Origin of the sequence: Bradyrhizobium sp. AUGA SZCCT0177, assembly GCF_018130125.1 — a bacterium.
Classification (GTDB): domain Bacteria; phylum Pseudomonadota; class Alphaproteobacteria; order Rhizobiales; family Xanthobacteraceae; genus Bradyrhizobium.
Window position 1 is genome coordinate 122,289 of sequence record NZ_JAFCMA010000021.1, and the last position, 17,418, is coordinate 139,706.

11 protein-coding genes are annotated in these 17,418 nt (G+C 58.7%); 8 read left to right on the forward strand and 3 right to left on the reverse strand.

Annotated features, from left to right (window positions below; translation table 11 throughout):
* Nucleotides 1–334: 334 nt before the first annotated feature.
* From JQ597_RS24040 to JQ597_RS24065, 6 genes are all read left to right on the forward strand, one after another.
* Nucleotides 335–1,453, forward strand: a complete 1,119-nt coding sequence (locus tag JQ597_RS24040; protein WP_349628876.1) for an acyltransferase family protein — start codon at nucleotides 335–337, stop codon at nucleotides 1,451–1,453.
* Complete coding sequence (locus JQ597_RS24045) at nucleotides 1,450–2,802, forward strand: hypothetical protein (protein ID WP_212267234.1); 1,353 nt, start codon at nucleotides 1,450–1,452, stop codon at nucleotides 2,800–2,802. Before JQ597_RS24040 ends, JQ597_RS24045 begins: the two co-directional genes overlap by 4 nt.
* A gap of 94 nt (nucleotides 2,803–2,896) precedes the next feature.
* Nucleotides 2,897–3,955, forward strand: a complete 1,059-nt coding sequence (locus JQ597_RS24050; RefSeq protein ID WP_212267295.1) for an acyltransferase family protein — start codon at nucleotides 2,897–2,899, stop codon at nucleotides 3,953–3,955.
* 124 nt (nucleotides 3,956–4,079) lie between these two features.
* On the forward strand, nucleotides 4,080–5,534 hold the full coding sequence (locus tag JQ597_RS24055) for a lipopolysaccharide biosynthesis protein (RefSeq protein ID WP_212267236.1): 1,455 nt from the start codon (nucleotides 4,080–4,082) through the stop codon (nucleotides 5,532–5,534).
* Between the two features lie 12 nt (nucleotides 5,535–5,546).
* On the forward strand, nucleotides 5,547–6,116 hold the full coding sequence (locus JQ597_RS24060) for a serine O-acetyltransferase (RefSeq protein WP_249136232.1): 570 nt from the start codon (nucleotides 5,547–5,549) through the stop codon (nucleotides 6,114–6,116).
* A 168-nt stretch (nucleotides 6,117–6,284) separates the two neighbouring features.
* A complete protein-coding gene (locus JQ597_RS24065; protein ID WP_212267238.1) occupies nucleotides 6,285–7,019 on the forward strand; it encodes a methyltransferase domain-containing protein in 735 nt (244 codons plus the stop codon).
* Nucleotides 7,020–7,122: 103 nt separating this feature from the next.
* On the opposite strand, the gene JQ597_RS24070 is transcribed toward JQ597_RS24065, so the two are convergent.
* Nucleotides 7,123–11,496: an RHS repeat protein gene (locus tag JQ597_RS24070; protein WP_212267240.1), complete on the reverse strand. Its 4,374-nt coding sequence runs from the start codon at nucleotides 11,494–11,496 to the stop codon at nucleotides 7,123–7,125.
* A gap of 628 nt (nucleotides 11,497–12,124) precedes the next feature.
* Here JQ597_RS24070 and JQ597_RS24075 point away from each other — a divergent pair.
* Entirely contained in the window at nucleotides 12,125–13,255 is a 1,131-nt protein-coding gene (locus tag JQ597_RS24075) for a glycoside hydrolase family protein (protein ID WP_212267242.1), read from the forward strand.
* Nucleotides 13,256–13,447: 192 nt separating this feature from the next.
* Nucleotides 13,448–14,692, forward strand: a complete 1,245-nt coding sequence (locus tag JQ597_RS24080; RefSeq protein WP_212267244.1) for a glycosyltransferase family 4 protein — start codon at nucleotides 13,448–13,450, stop codon at nucleotides 14,690–14,692.
* Nucleotides 14,693–14,696: 4 nt separating this feature from the next.
* On the opposite strand, the gene JQ597_RS24085 is transcribed toward JQ597_RS24080, so the two are convergent.
* Together JQ597_RS24085 and JQ597_RS24090 are read right to left on the reverse strand one after the other, a co-directional pair.
* Nucleotides 14,697–15,884, reverse strand: a complete 1,188-nt coding sequence (locus JQ597_RS24085) for a hypothetical protein (RefSeq protein WP_349628875.1) — start codon at nucleotides 15,882–15,884, stop codon at nucleotides 14,697–14,699.
* Between the two features lie 304 nt (nucleotides 15,885–16,188).
* On the reverse strand, nucleotides 16,189–17,400 hold the full coding sequence (locus tag JQ597_RS24090) for a glycosyltransferase family 4 protein (RefSeq protein ID WP_212267249.1): 1,212 nt from the start codon (nucleotides 17,398–17,400) through the stop codon (nucleotides 16,189–16,191).
* Nucleotides 17,401–17,418: the final 18 nt, after the last annotated feature.

The following is a 17,418-nucleotide window of genomic DNA, read 5'->3' on the forward strand; positions in this document are numbered from 1 at the left end:
GCCGCATCCATTTGCGGATATGCCGGCGCAGACGACGGCAAATACGTTGCTTTTCGCCGGTGTATTTATTCTGGAGCCTGCCACACGGGACGATTAAACGTGCAGGGCGATTAAAAATGCGGCCGCGCTTCTACGAGGGCATTTATTTGCGGAGCTGCCATGCGCGGTCGGTTTTTCGCGGGAGGATTTTAAGGTTCGGGTTGAACGGAAAACGGAAGAGAGGCACTATGTTGCATCGCAACAATTCGGACATAATTCGATCGTGACGGGCCATCGCTCAAAAGAACACTATGTCCCGCTCGACAGCGTTCGCGGCATAGCCGCGCTTTGCGTCGTGGTCCATCATTTTGTCATTTCTCAACCGCTTGCCGCGGTCCTGCCGAACAGGGCCTGGATCGACTTTGCGTTTTTTCATAACGCCTGGCTGTTCGTTGATCTGTTCTTCGTTCTGAGCGGCATCGTGATTTCGATGAGTTACGTGCGAGGCGGCTTCGGTACTTTCGAGTTTCGGGAGTACATCGTGCGCCGGCTCGCTCGCATCTATCCGCTCCACATCGTCACGTTGCTCGCATTCCTCTCGTTTCGAATGATGAAGCTCGGCCTTGTGGGCACCGGCCTGATTCATTTCGCGCCGCCCGAGATGGCGGTCAACAACGGCTATTCGTTTTTCCTGAATGTGCTTCTGCTGCACGCGATCGGATTCGTTGATTATTTGAGCTGGAACGGCCCAAGCTGGAGCATCAGCGCCGAATTCTATACCTACCTCGTGTTTGGCGGCGTCGTGGTTCTGGCTCAAAAATTCCGGGACGTTCGCATTGTCTATGTGCTGTCGCTGTTTCTGTCGTTGGCCAGCTGGGCTTTTATCCTGCTGGTTCTTCGACAATATGCCCTGGACTTTCACACCTTTGGCATCGCGCGCTGCATACTGAGTTTTTTCCTCGGCGTGCTGACGCTCAGAGCGGTGGCGTCGGTGCCTCCTGCCGTGCGCCCGGCTTTGCAGTCGATCTGGCAGATCGGCGCCGCGATTGCGGCCATCGCCATTGTCTGCGTGGTCGGAATGTGGCCGATGTTGAGCTTTCTTGCCCCGGTCATTTTCGCCGTCCTGCTCGGATCGCTGATGGCGTTCCCCGGACGTGGCCTGCCGAACCTGCTGTCGGTCAAGCCGCTGGTGTGGCTCGGCAAGCGATCCTATTCGATCTACATGGTGCACGCGCTCGTGCTCGTATTGATCGAGTACTTCTCGCGCGGCGTTGGCATGCGAACCTTCCAGATGATTGATCAGTTCGGTTCGGGAATAGCTGCAACGTTACTGCTGTCGGGTTACGTCGTGGCCGTTCTTGCGCTGTCGAACCTGACCTATGCTAATATCGAGATCCCCGGTTCGAAAGCCATCGTCGGACTTTTGGCCCGCAGGCCTCGCGTTGTCGCGACGGCCGAAGGAGGGGGGCAATGACGAGCCGGTCGTCGTCATCTCTCGCAGCACCGGATTTCAAAGCTCCGGAGCCGTTGCCTCTAAACAACCAATTGCCGGAAATCGGCATCTGGAACGTCGAGGCGATTGCGCTGCTTCTCTATTTCTATCGCGACGCGTTCGCCGGCGCCCTACGCTACTACCTGAGCATCGCTAAACTGGACGTCCTGTGGTTTCTTCCGGATATCTTTGCGCTGATGTGCATTCTGGCTTTTATCCAGCGCTACATCATCACCGGCAAGAGCCTGATCGCTGTCCTCACGCTGCTATACATCGCGTTCGCCTTATACGTCGGATTTGTTTTTCTGGGCTACTTCGCCGGCATGGCATCGTCGTTCAAGATGATAGCGCCCGTGTTTGTGGGTTTTTGTTTTTGTCGGCGCGACTTTAGTCAGTACAAGCAGCTTCTTGCCCTGATCCATCCCATCTTCTTCATTACCATTTTCGGCATCTTCCTTTCATCACGCGTGCAGATGCCATGGGTTGGCTTTGCTTTCGAAACGCTGGGAGCCACGCGGCAGGCCACCAGACTTTGGTGGGCGGCGTCGGAAACGCGACTGGCGGGGTTTGCCGCCGACAGCACCATGGCCGCGTTTTTCGTGTTTATTACCTTCGTGTTGACGTCGGCTCGCAGAAGTCTGCTGTGGATCGCCATCTGGGCGCCGGTCGGCCTTTACGCCATCAAGCTCACGACCAGCAAGACCACGCTGGGCGTGATGATAATGTACCTGTTGTGCCTTGTTGTCATTCGAATGCTCCCGGAACGCGAGAAGTTTCCCATGCTGCGCCGGATGGCGGGGCTCTCCTTCGCATCGATCCTGGTTCCCTTCGTGCTGATGATGTTCTTCGCCGGCGACGGCCTCACCAGCATCTCTCGGGGATTCTTCAGCCTTCAGGATCGCGTCAATAACAGCTGGCAGCTCCCGTTTGTGTATATGCAAGAGCTCATGCCCGTGGGATTCGTGACCGGTTGCGGCCTCGGCTGTTTCAATTATCCGCAGCAGCTATTCTCGAACAAGCTCAGCTACTATGTGCCAGTCGATAATTTCTATATCGGCACGTATCTGATGTTTGGCCCGATCTTCGTCGTATTCATGATTTTCGCCATCGCCGCGGTCATGAGGACCAGGGATATCTACAAGCTGTCCGCCACGATCGCGATGAACCTCTTTACCATCACGGTACTGGCCTATGGCCCGGCCAGCGGGTTGATCATGATCGGTGCCGCCTTTAGCGACATGTTCGCCAAGCGAGGCGCGTCGAATCGGGATCTGGTGAGTTCTGCACCGATCGCGCCTGGCATCGATGGTCTGGCATCGCGGCCGGCATGATGAAAGTCTCGTGGCACTCACCGGCGCTGATAGTGCCTTTCCCGCGCGCGCCCCGCGTCCCTGCCATGGCTCCCTCTCAGAGGAGGGAGCGGTGATGAACGCTCCAAAGCAGGATTTTCTCCCGGCCATCCAGGGGCTGCGCGGCATCGCTGCGCTCAGTGTCCTGATCGTGCATCTTTACGACATGCCGCTGCTGGCGGGATTCATGGCGCCGATTTGGCCGTGGCTGGGATCGACCATCAATATGGGTGGACACGGTGTCGAGCTGTTTTTCATGATCAGCGGCTTCCTGATTCCGGCCAGCCTGGTGCGCCACCGCAGCGTTGCCAAGTTCTTCTATGATCGCTGCCTTCGCATCCTTCCCGTCTTTGTCCTGCTCCATCTGACGCTATTCACGATCGGCCCGATTGTCGGCTACAAGTTCTTCAAGGGAATTGATGTTGGAACTTACGTCCAGTTGTTCCTCGTCAACCTTGCGTTCCTGCCCGACGCTCTGGGGCTTCCGATTGGCCAGCAGAATGCATGGACACTGAGCTATGAGTGGGCATTCTACATTCTGTTCGCCACGACCTTTGTGGCCATCGTTCAGCAGAAAAACTGGATGCTGGCGCTGCCGCTGATCGCGTTGGCCGTCGCAGGCATATGGTTTCGGCCGATTGCCGCGTATTTCCTGGTTGGGCTGCTGTTCAGTGCCGTGGGTCTGCCGATCCGGCTCGGAGGGTGGACCGGGTTGCTGGCCGGCGTGGTTTGCGGCGCCGCGATGTATGTCTCGATCGAATACCTGCACCCATTTATCGGTCTCGTGCCCGGTGTTCTGCTGTTCGGCATGGCCCTGACGCAAAACTCCGGTATAGCGACGGCGTTGAGTGCACCATCGCTGCAGTATCTCGGCAAGATCAGCTACAGCCTCTATCTGGTCCATCCCTTCGCCCTTTTTCCATTGCAGATGATCGGGGCGAAGCTTGCCGGACGCGGCGTGGATGTTTGGCTTCTTTCCGGGACCTTTGCGGTTCTGGGCTTCGTCCTGTCGATTGTCGCTGGAGCGATAAGTTACGAGCTTTGCGAGGTGCGTTTTCGGCGCTTTCTGGATGCCGCGTTTCGCCCCCGGCTGTTTCGGGCGCCCGATGGAGCAGGGCAGGGGCACCTCGCATGACGAAGTTGGCCTCAGGACGCGGTCTGGACACGTTACGATCAACCCGCCGGTTGGCGCTTTCGAATATTGCGCAGCCAGGTGTTGAGCGGATGCGGGGCTGGAAAAACAATATACGGATGACTTCATGATCCTGAAAAATCTGCTCTCGATGTCCGGCGTGAACATCGTGAAATCGGTCGTCCAGTTTCTGATGACGCTGCTGATGACCTATTTCGTCACCCCGGCCGAGTTCGGTCTGGTCGCCTTCTCGCTGCCGTTTGTCGCCTTCATAGCCCTTCTCACCGATCTTGGTCTGTCGAGCGCCATGATACAGCGAGGCTCGCTCTCGCGTGAGGAGACCGGAGCGGCCGTGACCATGATGCTGGCGATCGGCATCGGCTGTGCCGTGGTGCTGGCGGTTGTAGCGGGACCGCTGGCCGGGGCCGTGAAGATGGATGGCCTGTCGGGCGTGCTGACGGCGCTGTCCGTCTCCGTCGTCCTTTCCATAGCGGCGCTCGGACCGCGTGCGGTACTCGAGCGCGCGTTGCGCTACCAGACCGTGGCGAAGGTGGAGGCGGGCGCGTCAATCACCGCCGCGTCCGTGGGCGTCGTCGGAGCCGTTCTGGGCTGGGGGATCTGGGCGCTGATTTCATATTACGTCCTGATGCAGATCATTCGCGCGATCGCTTTCTACGCGGTTACGCGGCATCAGATCAGGCTCAACTTCCGATGGCGTGGTGTTGGTTCGATGCTCTCCTTCGGGAGCTGGATACTGGCCTCGAACATTCTCAATTTCGCCGCGCGCAACATCGGCAATCTGCTGATCGGTGCGAAGCTGGGCGCGGCCGCGGTAGGGCTCTTTGGTCTCGCCTTTCAGTTCATGATCTTTCCGTTGATGATCCTTTCGTGGCCAGGCGGCGGTGTCTTGATGGCGACGCTGAGCCGCATGTCCGGTAACGGGCGGCACGCGGAGCAGAACGCGGCGATCTGCGCGATGCTGAGTGTCACGGCGATGATTACCTTCCCCGCGATGATTTATCTGACGTTTGGACTCTACTACCCGGTGACGACATTCCTTTCGCCGCATTGGCAGGACGTATTGCCGCTGGTTAGCGCGCTTGCGCCGGCGGGGGCCGCGCAATCCATTGCTGCCTATGCCGGTCCGATTCTGCTCGCGCGCGGGAAAGCCCGTCTGCAGTTCTGGATCAGCAGCGCCAACAGCATCGCCATGATCCTGTCTTTCGTGGTGGCGCTGCCGTTCGGTCTCAAGGCCGTTGCTATCGTGTATCTTGTCACCGCGATTATCGTGTGCACCTTTATGCTGGTGGTTGGCAGCCGAAACACCGGGCTGCCTTTCATGTCGATCGTCAAATCCCTGCTTCCAGCAACCATCGCGACCCTTGCCGGGACGGTCGTGGCTCTCGCGGCGACGTCGGCCGATGTGACAAGCATGAAGCATTGGCTGCTTGCAACCAGTCTATATCTGGTGGTCGTGCTGTCCTGTTACGTCGCATTCAGGCATCAGATTCGCGGTAGCGTGCGATCGTTGCTCGGCCGATCAATCGAAGCGCAACCGTTAGACGTTCCCTCGGCGACGTGAGAGATCCTTGATATGAACGCGCATGTCGAACCAGATAAAATGGTGAGGCGCGAGCCTCCCCAGGCTGCGTGGCGGGCGGATTTGCTGGCGAACACCGGGAACTCCGGCGTCGTTGCTGCCGCGGTTGCCTTGATCACTGATCCCGGCTTTACGGTGATTGCCTGGTGGCGTGCTGCCAAGTGGCTGCGCTTCAACACACGTTGGGGGCACGGCATTACCTGGCTGATCGTGCGCTCACTGGCGCGGCGCGGCTGCTTTATCTCGGTGCTCGCGGAAATCGGCCCGGGACTCAAACTTCCGCACCCGACCGGGCTTGTGATCGGGGAGGGCTCGCATGTCGGGAGTGGGGTTACGCTCTATCATAACGTGACACTGGGTCGACATGCCTGGAACGAACCGGGCTGTCCGCGCGTTGGAGACGGTGTCGTCATCTACGCCGGCGCTGTCATCATTGGGCCCATCAAGATTGGTGAAGGTGCAACGGTAGCAGCAAACTCGGTGGTCAATCGGGATGTATTGCCGAAAGCGGTGGTCGCGGGGATTCCAGCCAAGTCGATGCGTTCCGCATCGTCGTCTTCTTAGAGGTAATGCGGCGGCTAGCAAGGATACGCCGTCGCTCCGGCCAATGAGATCACTTTCGTTTTCGTCGAAGATCGTCAGGCCCGTCCTGGCGTGACAGCCCGGTCTAAATCGCAGTGTTGAGCGTTGATCGACGATCGTTCACTGAAACCAGTCGACGAGGGGATCAGCATGTCGTCAATCATGACCGACTTTACGGGCATTTTTCCATATCTTGCAGGTACGAAGTTCAACGAGAACATGGCCGTGACTTACGGCGGCAAGACGGGTGTCAGGTACCGAAGTGACGTGTTGATCGACATGTGCCGCGGCAAGCGGGTTCTTCATGTCGGATGCTGCGATCACGTTCCTCTCATCAAGAAGAAGATCGATCACCGGGATTGGCTCCATGGTCTGATCACGGAGTGCTCCGAGTATACGGTCGGTGTCGATATCGATGCGGACGCGGTGCGGGAGGCGAGCCGAATTTCCGGACTGGACAACATGGTATCCGGCGATGTGACGTCCGGCCAGAAGATTGACCAGATCTCCGGCCGGAAGTTCGATATTGCCCTGTTCGGTGAAGTGGTCGAGCACATCCCGAATCCGGTGTCCTTTCTCGGACGATTTAGGGAGAACTATGGTGACGCCGTCGAGAAAATCGTCATTACCGTGCCGAACGCTTTCAGGGGCGGTAACATCAAGGGAATCCTGAACAACACCGAAACCATCAATTCCGACCATCGTTTCTTCTTTACGCCTTACACGATCGCAAAGGTTGCCCTGGATGCCGGATTTTCTCCGGAGGAAATCCAGATGGCGACGTTCAAGCGGGCCGGCATGATGAAGACGATGTTGCTGCGGCGTTTGCCTCTACTGGCCGAGGACATCATCTTCACCGGCTCGGTGGCGCCCGGCCGGGCGTGACCCGGTCCGGCTTCTAGCGATGCAGACTTGTCCCGTCGACCGGGATCCGCCGCGATCCCTGCCTTGAGAAAGCCGATGCGCTCACGGGAGAGCGCATCGCCCCTCAGACGAACAGGAAGTTGCTGTGATCGAGGTTGGTTGCGTAAACATTCTTCAGTGTGATCGAATCCGTGGCTGACAGGTGGATCAGCGTGTCGGCTCCCGATTGCGTAAACTGAAGGTGACTGTAGTCGGCCACCAGCGACGCTGCGATCTTGATCATGTCATGATTGGCCGCGGCGCCGGCCTGGAAGCTGTTGATCTGGTCATTGCCATGGTCGAAGACGATCGTCGTCGATCCCGGGGCGGCTGAAAACAGGTCGTTTCCGTTTCCACCCTGAATCGACTGACCGGTGCTGACGGCCGTGACGGTGTGGGTGCCGTTGCTGTTTTGAACGTCGATCTGCAGGAGCGTGCCGCCGGCGGTATAGCTTTCGTGCTGGGTCGCGCCCGGGTTGCCGCTGACGACATACTTGTAGACGTCCTTGGTGCCGTCGGCGTTGTTGACGATCTCCTGGGTTTTGGATCCCGTGCTGTCGTACAGATCCGTCACCTTGCTGCCGTCTGAATTGATGACCTGCTTGTAGTCCAGCGAGCCGTCGGCGTGCAGGCGGGTGTCAGAGGTGATCTTGCCCGCGGCGTCGACATGCTGGATCTGGGTCGTGTAGGTCTGGCCGGTGATGTTGTAATAATAGTTGTCATCGCTGCCGTCGGCGTTGCTGACATACATCTTCATCTTGACGCCGGACGAGTACAGCGTGTTCGAGGACGAGCCATCCGTGTTCTGAACGTAGTCGCTGGTCAGGTTTCCGGCCGAGTCGAACAGCTTGCTTTCCTTGAAACCGTCCGCGTTGGCGACGTAGATCGAGGCGATGACGCCGCCCGAATAATTCGTGGTGGTGACGTCACCCCCGGCCGTCTTGACGACGTCCTGAACCAGCGCGCCCGATGAGGCATTGTAGCTGTCCGTCACGGTGGACCCATCCGTGTGGTGTGTGATCTCGGTGAGCTTGTGCCCGGTGCTGTCGTAGAGGTCCGTCACCTTGGTGCCGTCGCCGCTGATGACCTGGCGATATTCGAGCGTGCCATCGGCGTGCCAGCGGGTGTCCGCCGTCATCTTGCCGGCGGCATCGTAGTGCTGGGCCCGGGTGGTATAGGCCTGGCCGGTGATGTTGTAGTAGGTATTGTCGTTGCTGCCGTCGGCGTTGGTGACATACATCTTGGTCTTGATGCCCGCGGAGAACAGCGTGTTCGAAGACGAGCCATCGTTGTTCTGGACCAGGTCGCTGGCGAGCCGGCCGGCGCTGTCGTAGATCTTCGTTTCCTTCGAGCCGTTGGCATTGACGATATAGACCGAGGACAGCTCCGACCCGTTATAGTTTGAGGTCGTTACGTTGCCGGCCGCGGTCTTCACGACCTCCTGGATCAGGTTGCCCGACGTATCGTACTTCTCGGTCCTGGTGGCGGCCGAATTCCAGCGGACCACGGTGGTTTTGTGACCGGTCGCGTCATACAGCGCTGTCACCTTGCTGCTGGCGTCGCTGCTGACGTCCTGGTGGTAGTCGAGCGAGCCGTCGGCATGCCAACGGGTTTCCGCGGTCATGACGCCCTTCGAATCGTAGTGCTGGCTCCGGGTGGTATAGCTCTGGCCGGTGATATTGTAGTAGGTGTTGTCATCGCTGCCGTCGGCGTTGCTGACATACATCTTGGTCTTGACGCCGGCCGAAAACAGCGTGTTCGAGGACGAGCCGTCCTTGTTCTGCACCAGATCGCTGGAGAGGCGACCCGCGCTGTCGTAAATCTTCGTTTCCTTCGAGCCGTTGGCATTGACGATATAGACCGAAGACAGCACCGACCCGTTATAGTTGGAGGTCGTTACGTTGCCGGTAGCGGTCTGCACGATCTCCTGGACCAGATTGCCGGATGAATCGTACTTGTCGATCGTGGTGGCGGTCGAATTCCAGCTCGTCACGGTAGCCTTATGGCCGGCCGCGTCATACAGCGTCGTCACCTTGCTGCTGCCGTCGCTGCTGATCACCTTGGTGTAGGCGAGCGTTCCGTCGGCGTGCCAGCGGGTATCCGCGGTCAATACACCTTTCGAGTCATAGTGCTGTTTCTGGGTCGTATAGGACTGGCCAGTGATGTTGTAGTAGGTGTTGTCATGGCTGCCGTCGGCGTTGGTGACGTACATCTTGGTCTTGACGTTGGCCGAATACAGCGTGTTCGAGGACGAGCCGTCGGTTTTCTGAATCAGATCGCTGGCGAGGCGGCCGGCGCTGTCGTAGATCTTGGCTTCTTTCGTGCCATTGGAGCTGGCGATATAGACCGAAGACAGCACGGACCCCTTGTAGTTGGATGTCGTCACATCGCCGGTGACCGTGTGCACGATTTCCTGCACCAGGTTGCCGGACAAGTCGTATTTGCTGGTCGTGGTCGCAGCGGAAGTCCAGGCGATGACCGTGGTCTTGTGGCCTGTCGCGTCATACAGCGTCGTCAATTTGCTGCTGCCGTCGCTCGTGATCACCTGGGTGTAGGCGAGCGAACCGTCGGCATGCCAGCGGCTATCCGAGGTCAATTGTCCGGTCGGGCTGTAGTGCTGGGTCTGGGTGGTGTAGTTCTGGCCGGTGATATTGTAATAGCTGTTGTCATGGCTGTGGTCGGCGTTGGTGACGTACATCTTGGTCTTGACGCCGGCCGAGTACAGCGTGTTCGAGGATGAGCCATCCGTGTGCTGCACCAGGTCGGCGGTGAGCTTGCCGTTGACCGGATCGAACGACTTGGTTTCCCTGGAACCGCTCGCCGCATCGACGGTGACCTGCTGCGTGGCCACGCCCGCGGTATAGAGGGTGCTATCGGTTGATCCGTCCGCAAATACCGTCGATTTGCTGGTAATGAACCCGCCGAGGAAGTTGGAAGTGGTGGTCGATTGCAGGTTTGCGGAGGAATCGAAGACCTTGGTTACGCTCCAGGCGCTGGTGGAGGTCGTAACCGAAAAGGAATAGCCGCCCTGGATGGCTGAAAGCGCATTGCCATAATGCGAGATCATGTACTTCATCGTCGATTCGGAGGCGACCGGAAGCACGTGGGTATCGGTCAAGGTAATCGTCTGGAGCGATTCGTTGGTGTTCAAGTCCGACAATTGCAGCGCGATTTCCGCGGCCGTCCCGCTGACATCGGTCGGCAGCGGCTCTTCGGGCGCAGGCGACAGCGGCGCGTCGATCTCGATGATCAGAGGATGGTCGCTGAGCGGGACAGTTATCTGGCTGACGTCGGTATAGGTCGCGATCGGGGTTGTGCCGCTCAACGGATCGTAGACGCCGACCGTATGGTGCACGCCTCCGAGATTGACGGTGACAGGTTGAGAAGGGTTGGAGATTTCGGTGTCGGTGGCGTCGTTCCAGACTTTCGGCTCGGCCCAGATCACGAGTTCGTAGGCGCCGTTGCTCTTGCCGAGGACCATGCTGTTGCCCGTATCGGGCATGTTGCTGAGTGAGTAACCCAGCTGCGCGGTCGGTTGGTGGCCACCGGTGCCGTCGTCGCTCAGGATGGTCGTGAGATTGTGAACGGCGGTGGCGGCCAGCTTCGGCGTCCCATCGCTGTTGAACAAGCCGAAATGCATCTCCGGATCGTTGCTGACGCCGCTCGCACCGGCGTCAAGCAGCTGGTAGAGATATGTCGTACCAACTCCGCCCTTGAAGGCATCGACCAGGGTGTTGAGGATCGACTTGGCCTGCACGTTTTCGCTGGCGCCGATGTAGGGGGTGTCACTCTGGGTCGTATAGCCGGTCTCGGTGATGACGGCCGGGTTGCCTGACGATACGGACTTGGCGTTGGCCAGCATCAACGCCAGAGTGGCCTGCGGTGTCGTGCTCGTGCTGACATAGGCGTGCGAGTTCGCATAGTCGGAAGCGCCCGACAGGTCGCCCAGCTTGGCGTAGTCGGTCGTGTCATTGTAGCCCAGCGAGAGATTGTAGACGGCGATGTTGGCCAGGGCGGCGTTGCCGTTCACGGCGGAAAAATAGGCCGCCTGGAACTGGGCCGCGGCTTCGATCGTGGAACTGCCGTTGTAGCTGAATGCCTGAAGGTTGGCCTCGTTCAGGCCCTCCAATGCAATGATGCTCCCCGGATGATCGGCGCCGAACTGTTCCACCGAGGCCAGGTACTGCTGCAGCGCGGCGCTGCCGCCGGCGGGTACGCCGGAAGGAACAACCAGATCGAACTTGTAGCCGTCCGCAGCCAGGCCATTCAGGACAGGTTGCGCCTCCGGAATGTTGGTAAGCCCGTCGCGCAGTTTTGTGACACCGAGATATTCGAGGCTGTCCTGCAGCAAAGCGAGATTGTCGTAGGAGCCCCAGGAATACCCCACATGCGTGTTGACGCCGATGGAACCAACGAAGGAACTTGCGGAGAGGACGGTCTGGTCAGCGGATGTGGTCATCTATTGCCCGGCTGTTGGAAGGGGAGAGTTGTGCGAGATTTAGCTGCCAGTTTTCTTTTTTGAGTATTTGATTTGGATAAAAGTCGAACCAACAAGGGGATTTTCATTGCTAAGGATTTCCCGGCGGTTTGTTTGCGCGACGTCTGGAATGGGAACCAGAATCGGCAAGCTTCGATCGTGGCAGCTTGGTCTGTTCTCATAATGACGGACTGAAGGCGGCGGCTGCCTTGCGTTGCCTACTTGGAATGCTTGGCTGCTTGCCAAGCAGGCAATCATGCACGTCGTGAGCGGTCGAGATCGAAATAATACGGGTTTATCCGCGACGGTTAATCGGAGGTTGGTTTTTCACGTCGCATCCGGCGGATCGCGAATTCGCCGCGGATGTTACTCACGGCGCTGAAAGGGCATGGTTTTGGCGCGTTGTGGTCAAACGATCGGATTAAATGGGTCGTTTAATGTCAGTTGCCGGCCGCATTTGTATTCGGTTCCCGGGCTGGACCCGACTTTTGCGGCGCGCTAAAGCAAAACGCCTTACCGCGGCAAATTGCAGCAACGGCATGCGTGGATCGGGTTTCGCATGGTCCTTGCTTTGTTTCGCAAAGCCAAGGCGTCACAGAAGGTGATTATGATGAGCGTTGTAAGGGCAACTGGGATTGAGCGGACGGCCGCATCGACCATCGCGTGGAAATTGGGCCTTTCGCTCCTTGTCCTGGTTGCGGCCACGATCAATTCGTTTCGCGCGGACGCCCTGGAGTGGGGCACCAACGGGCCATCCGCCATCAGGGCGAATTTGGGGCCCGCCTTCAAGGTCATGAAAGAGCGTGGCCTGACGCAATTCAGGATAGGTGTGAATCTGACCAAGGACACCGAACCGACCGAAGCCCCGATGTTGAGGCGGGCGATCGCACAGGGCAAGGCTCACGGGATAACGCTGCATCCCGTGTTCGGCTTCGCCTTCCGGTGGGGAGATCGCACGGATGCGGGCAACTATCCGAAGGGCGACCGTGACGCGCTGTATCGCCAGGGCTTCAACCGGACCTACGATTTCGTCAACCAGTTCAAGCACGATATCAAGGACTGGGAACTGGAGAACGAGTTGAACCTCCTCGCGCTCGGTCCGGATGGCAAGAGATTGTTCGGGAGCGGCGGCACGGCGGAAGAGTTCGAAAAGCCCATCATGGAAGATTGGGCGGCCGTCTTGCGCGGGGCTTCAGACGCGATCGACAAGATCAACAAGGAAAACGGACTTCATTTGCGCAAGGTCCTGAATACGACATCGACGATGTTCGGCTTCCTGGACTTCATGGCCGCGCGCGGGGTCGGGTTTGACGTGATTTCCTACCACTATTACGAAGTGCTGGGAGAGAATCCGAACAGAGCCTGGAATGGCCGCAATCCGCGCTTCAACCTGTTCAAGAAACTGGCCAGCTATCAGAGGCCGGTCATATTCAATGAGATCAATTGCGGCGAGATCTACAAACCGGACTATGGCAACAAGCCCGGCGACCATATGACGGAGCGTTGCCTGAAGAGCCTGAACGACACGCTCACCGCGCTGAGGGACCAAAAGGATATCGTCGTCGAGAGCATCAGCATCTATGAGCTGCTCGATGAACCCGCAAAAGCCCCGCCTGAAAACCGGTTCGGCCTGATGTACGATCTCAAGACGCCGAAGATCGCGATGTACCTTGTTTCCCGGTTTGCGGGGGTTGCTCTCTCGCCGGAAGAGGCCGCCGAACTGGAAAAAAGAGGGCTTTGAGGGGGAGGCCGGCCGGCGTATACCGCCAATCCCGGGCCTTTGCTTCGCGAGGCATTTAATTTGCCATGCGTTCGGCCCGCATCTTGCACGCATAAAATGCAGGCGTACGAGGGAGATCCGTCATCGATCGGAACTGATTTCCAAGCTAAACCCCGCCTTATGTTTCACGAGATCGAGTAGAGAGATAAATCGATGACCGAGGTCGCTTCCGGCAGCGCCAATGTCCTGTTTCTGGTTGAAGTGGTGAATTGCAACGACGGCATTGCTTCGTATTGCGAGACGCTTGCGACCGGCCTGCAAGGTCGTGGCGTGCAGATCTATCTGGTTTCCGGCGAAGTTCGCTCGGACGAGAAGTCCGAATACAAGCGCAAGAAACTGACCGCGGCCGTCAGGGAGTGGCATGAAATTCCCGGACTGGGAAAACTGCCGTCGCCGGCGATATTCTTTCGGCTGCTGAAGCTGATCCGGGAACGCAAGATTACGGTCATCAACGTCCATGGTCTCGGCATGCTGTTGTGGGGCAGGTTGTTGTCTCTCCTGACGGGAGCCCGTTGCGTTGCGACCTATCACCCGTCCGTTCTGGGCAATATCGAAAATGCCCAGAACGCGCCGAAGTCAAAGTTCAGCCTGAAGCAGATCCTGTTCTTCAACGCCTTCTTTCCCCACAAGCTGATCCTGATGTCCGAAGAATCGCGCGAGCACCTGAGCCGATATCTTTTGCTTCGGAAGGATGGAATTGCAAAGGTCTATGGCGGCGTTGACACCGATCATTTTTGTCCGCCTTCGGCAGCTGACCGGCAGCAAGCGCGGAAAAGATTCGGTCTGGCAGAAGGCGACTTCATGTGTCTGCTCGCGGCCCGTCTCGCATGGGTCAAGGGACACGACCTGCTCATCAAGGCGGCGCGAAAGCTACGCGACCGCGGCGATCCCCCGTCGCTCGATTTGAAGTGCTTCTTTGTCGGGAGCGGCGGCGCCGACCGCGAAAAGGAGATCAAATCGTTCGCCTATGCGGGCGATGAAAAGGATAATCAGACGTTTAAATTTCTGGGTTTCATGGGCGACGTCCGCGAGGCGCTATGGGCCGCCGACGTGTTTGTGCTTCCCAGCCGTTTCGAGGGGTTTCCATTGGGCGTTGCCGAAGCGATGGCGACAGGGCTGGTCCCGGTCCGGACGCCGGCCGGCGGCGCCTCGGATCAGATCATCAACGGACAAACCGGCTTTGTCGTCCCGTTCGAGGACGTCGATGCCCTGGCCCAGGCGATCGAACAGCTGGCAGATCCCGCCCGGCGGCAGGCGATGGCACGAAACTGCATCGCACGAGCCCAGCAGTATTTCGGTGTCGGTCCGATGGTCGATCAAACGCTGCAGATCTACGGATTGGCTCCGGCGCTGCCGCAACGAGCCGGGAAGGGCCGGGAAGATTACGCTCTGACGTGATGGATCAATCTTTGTCCGGACGTTGGTCCGCGCTTCTGGCCGACAGAAACTCGCCCTGCCAGGCGACAAGCGCGACGGCCACGGCCGCGATGACAATTTTGCCGGCCAGCCAGAGCATGGGTTCGGAGGGAGCTGCCGCGAAAGCTCCAATCAGGACGGCTGCAACAAGCGATGCGCCCAGCAGGAGCCATCTCGGGACTACTCCGAAACGAATGATCGGGCCACTGCCGCACAGTATGACGATTGCCGTTGCAACGGCGGCGCTCGCGACCTGAGCGGCTATGGACAGGCCCAGCCGGGCTGCAATCATCGATACAGCCGACACCAGCGCCAGTTGGCAGGCAGCGACCACCACGAGCCTGGTTGCGGATTTTCTCAAGTGCGGGATCACCGCAAGCGTGGCCTGGAGATGGGTATGAAGAAAGTAGAACACGGCGGCTGCCGGGGCCACCGCCAGGAAACTCGTCAGGAGATCGGCCGGAACGAAAAGCCGGCTGGCATCCGGGAGAAAGCCGATCAGGCCGCCCAACATGACGGTTGTCGCGCATAGAATGAAGTCAAGCAACCGGGATGTCGCCCGCCGCGCCTGCTCGTCGGTGCCGCGCTCGAACTGGATGACCACGTCAGGATAACTCACCGTGTGTATCGCGGCCACGAGAACCGAGAATGGCCGCTGCAGCAAATCGATCGCCATCAGAAAGGCGGCGGTCGCTGTGGGGGCTGCGGCTCCCAAACTGCTGACAACGATGAAGCGGATCATCACCGGAACGGAGAGATGGATCACCGAGGCGCCGGCGGCCAGCATTCCGTAGCGGGAGAAATCCATCCAGTCCGTCAACATGATACGATAGGGTACCCATCGCAGCGGCGTGCGATGCGCGAACAGGCCGGCAACCAGGGATGTCGCATGGCCGCATACGATGCCAAGGAGAGTGGCTTCGGCCGTACCATAGATGCTCGCGCCGGCAACGGCACCGACAAGCAGGAGGCTGGCTCGCAGGATCAGGAGGAAGGCCGCCGTACCAAGCCGATCCGATACGCGGATCGCCATGAAATACATGTCGGTGAGTCCCTGCAGAACTGCGATTGCCAGCCCAAGCGCGACGACGCGGGGTGCGAGAGTGCCGATCAGTGAGGCGGCACTCCCGACTGAAACCAGCACCACGGTGCTCAATAATCCCGCGGCGAACAACGAGGACCGCAATCTCGCGGCGTCTTCGCCCTCCGCCGCCGCGAGAAAACGAACGCCGGCAAGTTGCAGCCATTCGAACATGAATACGCACAGCAGCTGGCTTGACGCCAAAGCGAGCGAAAACGAAGTATAGCTGGCGGGCGGCAGGAGATGGCTGATGGCGAAAATGAGCGCGATGGCGGCCGCACTCTGGAAAACATAGCCGCCGAACGCGAGGAGCCGAATCATTTCAGACCGAAGTGAGTTGGCGGCCGGCCCGGGTATCGAGCCGGGGCGTAGCTCTCAGCCGCTATGGCCGGGACCATCATGATCTGGCCATTCCCCGGGATTGCTTGACGTGCCCGAATGCATCGCGATATCTGGCAACGACGTCAACGAAGGTCCATTTGTTGAGTCCAGCTCTTAACCGTTGGCTGATATCGGAAATCTGCCGGGGGGACTCAATGATCTGCAACAGGCTCTTGGTCAGAGACCCGGGGTCAGGCGCCGTCAGCCATCCCGTAACATCCTGTTCGATCACTTCCTGTATTCCCCCGAAGAGGGTCCCGAGCAGCGGTTTTCCGGCCGCCTGCGCGTCGGCCACCACCAGCGGGCTTGGGTCTTCCCAAACTGACGGAACCACCACGACATCGACCAGTTCATAGAATTCCCTGGGTGCGACAAAGCCCAGGAAATCAATTCGGGCGTTGGGCGCCAGCGATTTGATATGCGCTCGCTGGCTTTCCGTTGCATGGCCGGCGACGACAAGCCGCATCAGGTGAGATGGAATTGCCGCAACCGCCTGGACGAGGTTGTAGATGCCCTTCTCCTGCGTCAACCTTCCGATAAATCCAAAGGTAACCACTCCGTCGGGACTTTCCGTGGCCTTGTCACCGACATCGGCAGTCGAAGCATTGCGAATGACGGCGCGCATTGGCGTATCGGCAAACAGCCCGAACTGGGTATGGATATCAAGGATACGTTGGCTCACGCCCACGACTGCGTCGAGATGCTTTGTCGTGCTGCGTCGGTTGACCGTCAAAATCTTGCAACTGACGCAGGTGTGAGCACACGCGCTTCCGTTCGAAAAGCGAGAGCACCGCGGGCAGGTCAGGTAATAGTCGTGAAGGGTATGAAGAACCGGAACGCGCAGGTCCGAAGCAGTTTTCCATACCCCTGTCGTCAATCCCGAGAGATTGTTGGAGTGCAGGATATCGGGCTTGAAGGCCCGTATACGTTCGGCAACCAGTTGCGAGGTCTGCTGCCAGTCTTCCACCGCATGCCAGACTGCGCGAACCGGCGCGCTATGGGGTTTGCTGAACGGGAAATACACATTCTTTACCGGCGCCGAATAAACGTCGATGCCGTTGCACGTTTCCATCGTTTGGTTGGGAGCGGACGCGGCGCGGATCACTTCCACGCTGTCACCCTTGTCCACCAGGCTTTCGGCAAGCCGGCGCACGAATATTTCCGCGCCGCCCACGACTTTTGGAGCCTGCGGCGTTGGATAGATGGATGACGTAATAAGAACTCTCATTGAAGGAGTCTCGTCCCC

Excerpts from the sequence above, each read along its gene's own strand:
- JQ597_RS24045 (WP_212267234.1), top strand. The coding sequence starts at position 1,450 with ATGACGAGCCGGTCGTCGTCATCTCTCGCAGCACCGGATTTCAAAGCT.
- JQ597_RS24050 (WP_212267295.1), top strand. The coding sequence starts at position 2,897 with ATGAACGCTCCAAAGCAGGATTTTCTCCCGGCCATCCAGGGGCTGCGC.
- JQ597_RS24055 (WP_212267236.1), top strand. The coding sequence starts at position 4,080 with ATGATCCTGAAAAATCTGCTCTCGATGTCCGGCGTGAACATCGTGAAA.
- JQ597_RS24060 (WP_249136232.1), top strand. The coding sequence starts at position 5,547 with ATGAACGCGCATGTCGAACCAGATAAAATGGTGAGGCGCGAGCCTCCC.
- JQ597_RS24065 (WP_212267238.1), top strand. The coding sequence starts at position 6,285 with ATGTCGTCAATCATGACCGACTTTACGGGCATTTTTCCATATCTTGCA.
- JQ597_RS24070 (WP_212267240.1), bottom strand. The coding sequence starts at position 11,496 with ATGACCACATCCGCTGACCAGACCGTCCTCTCCGCAAGTTCCTTCGTT.
- JQ597_RS24075 (WP_212267242.1), top strand. The coding sequence starts at position 12,125 with ATGAGCGTTGTAAGGGCAACTGGGATTGAGCGGACGGCCGCATCGACC.
- JQ597_RS24080 (WP_212267244.1), top strand. The coding sequence starts at position 13,448 with ATGACCGAGGTCGCTTCCGGCAGCGCCAATGTCCTGTTTCTGGTTGAA.
- JQ597_RS24090 (WP_212267249.1), bottom strand. The coding sequence starts at position 17,400 with ATGAGAGTTCTTATTACGTCATCCATCTATCCAACGCCGCAGGCTCCA.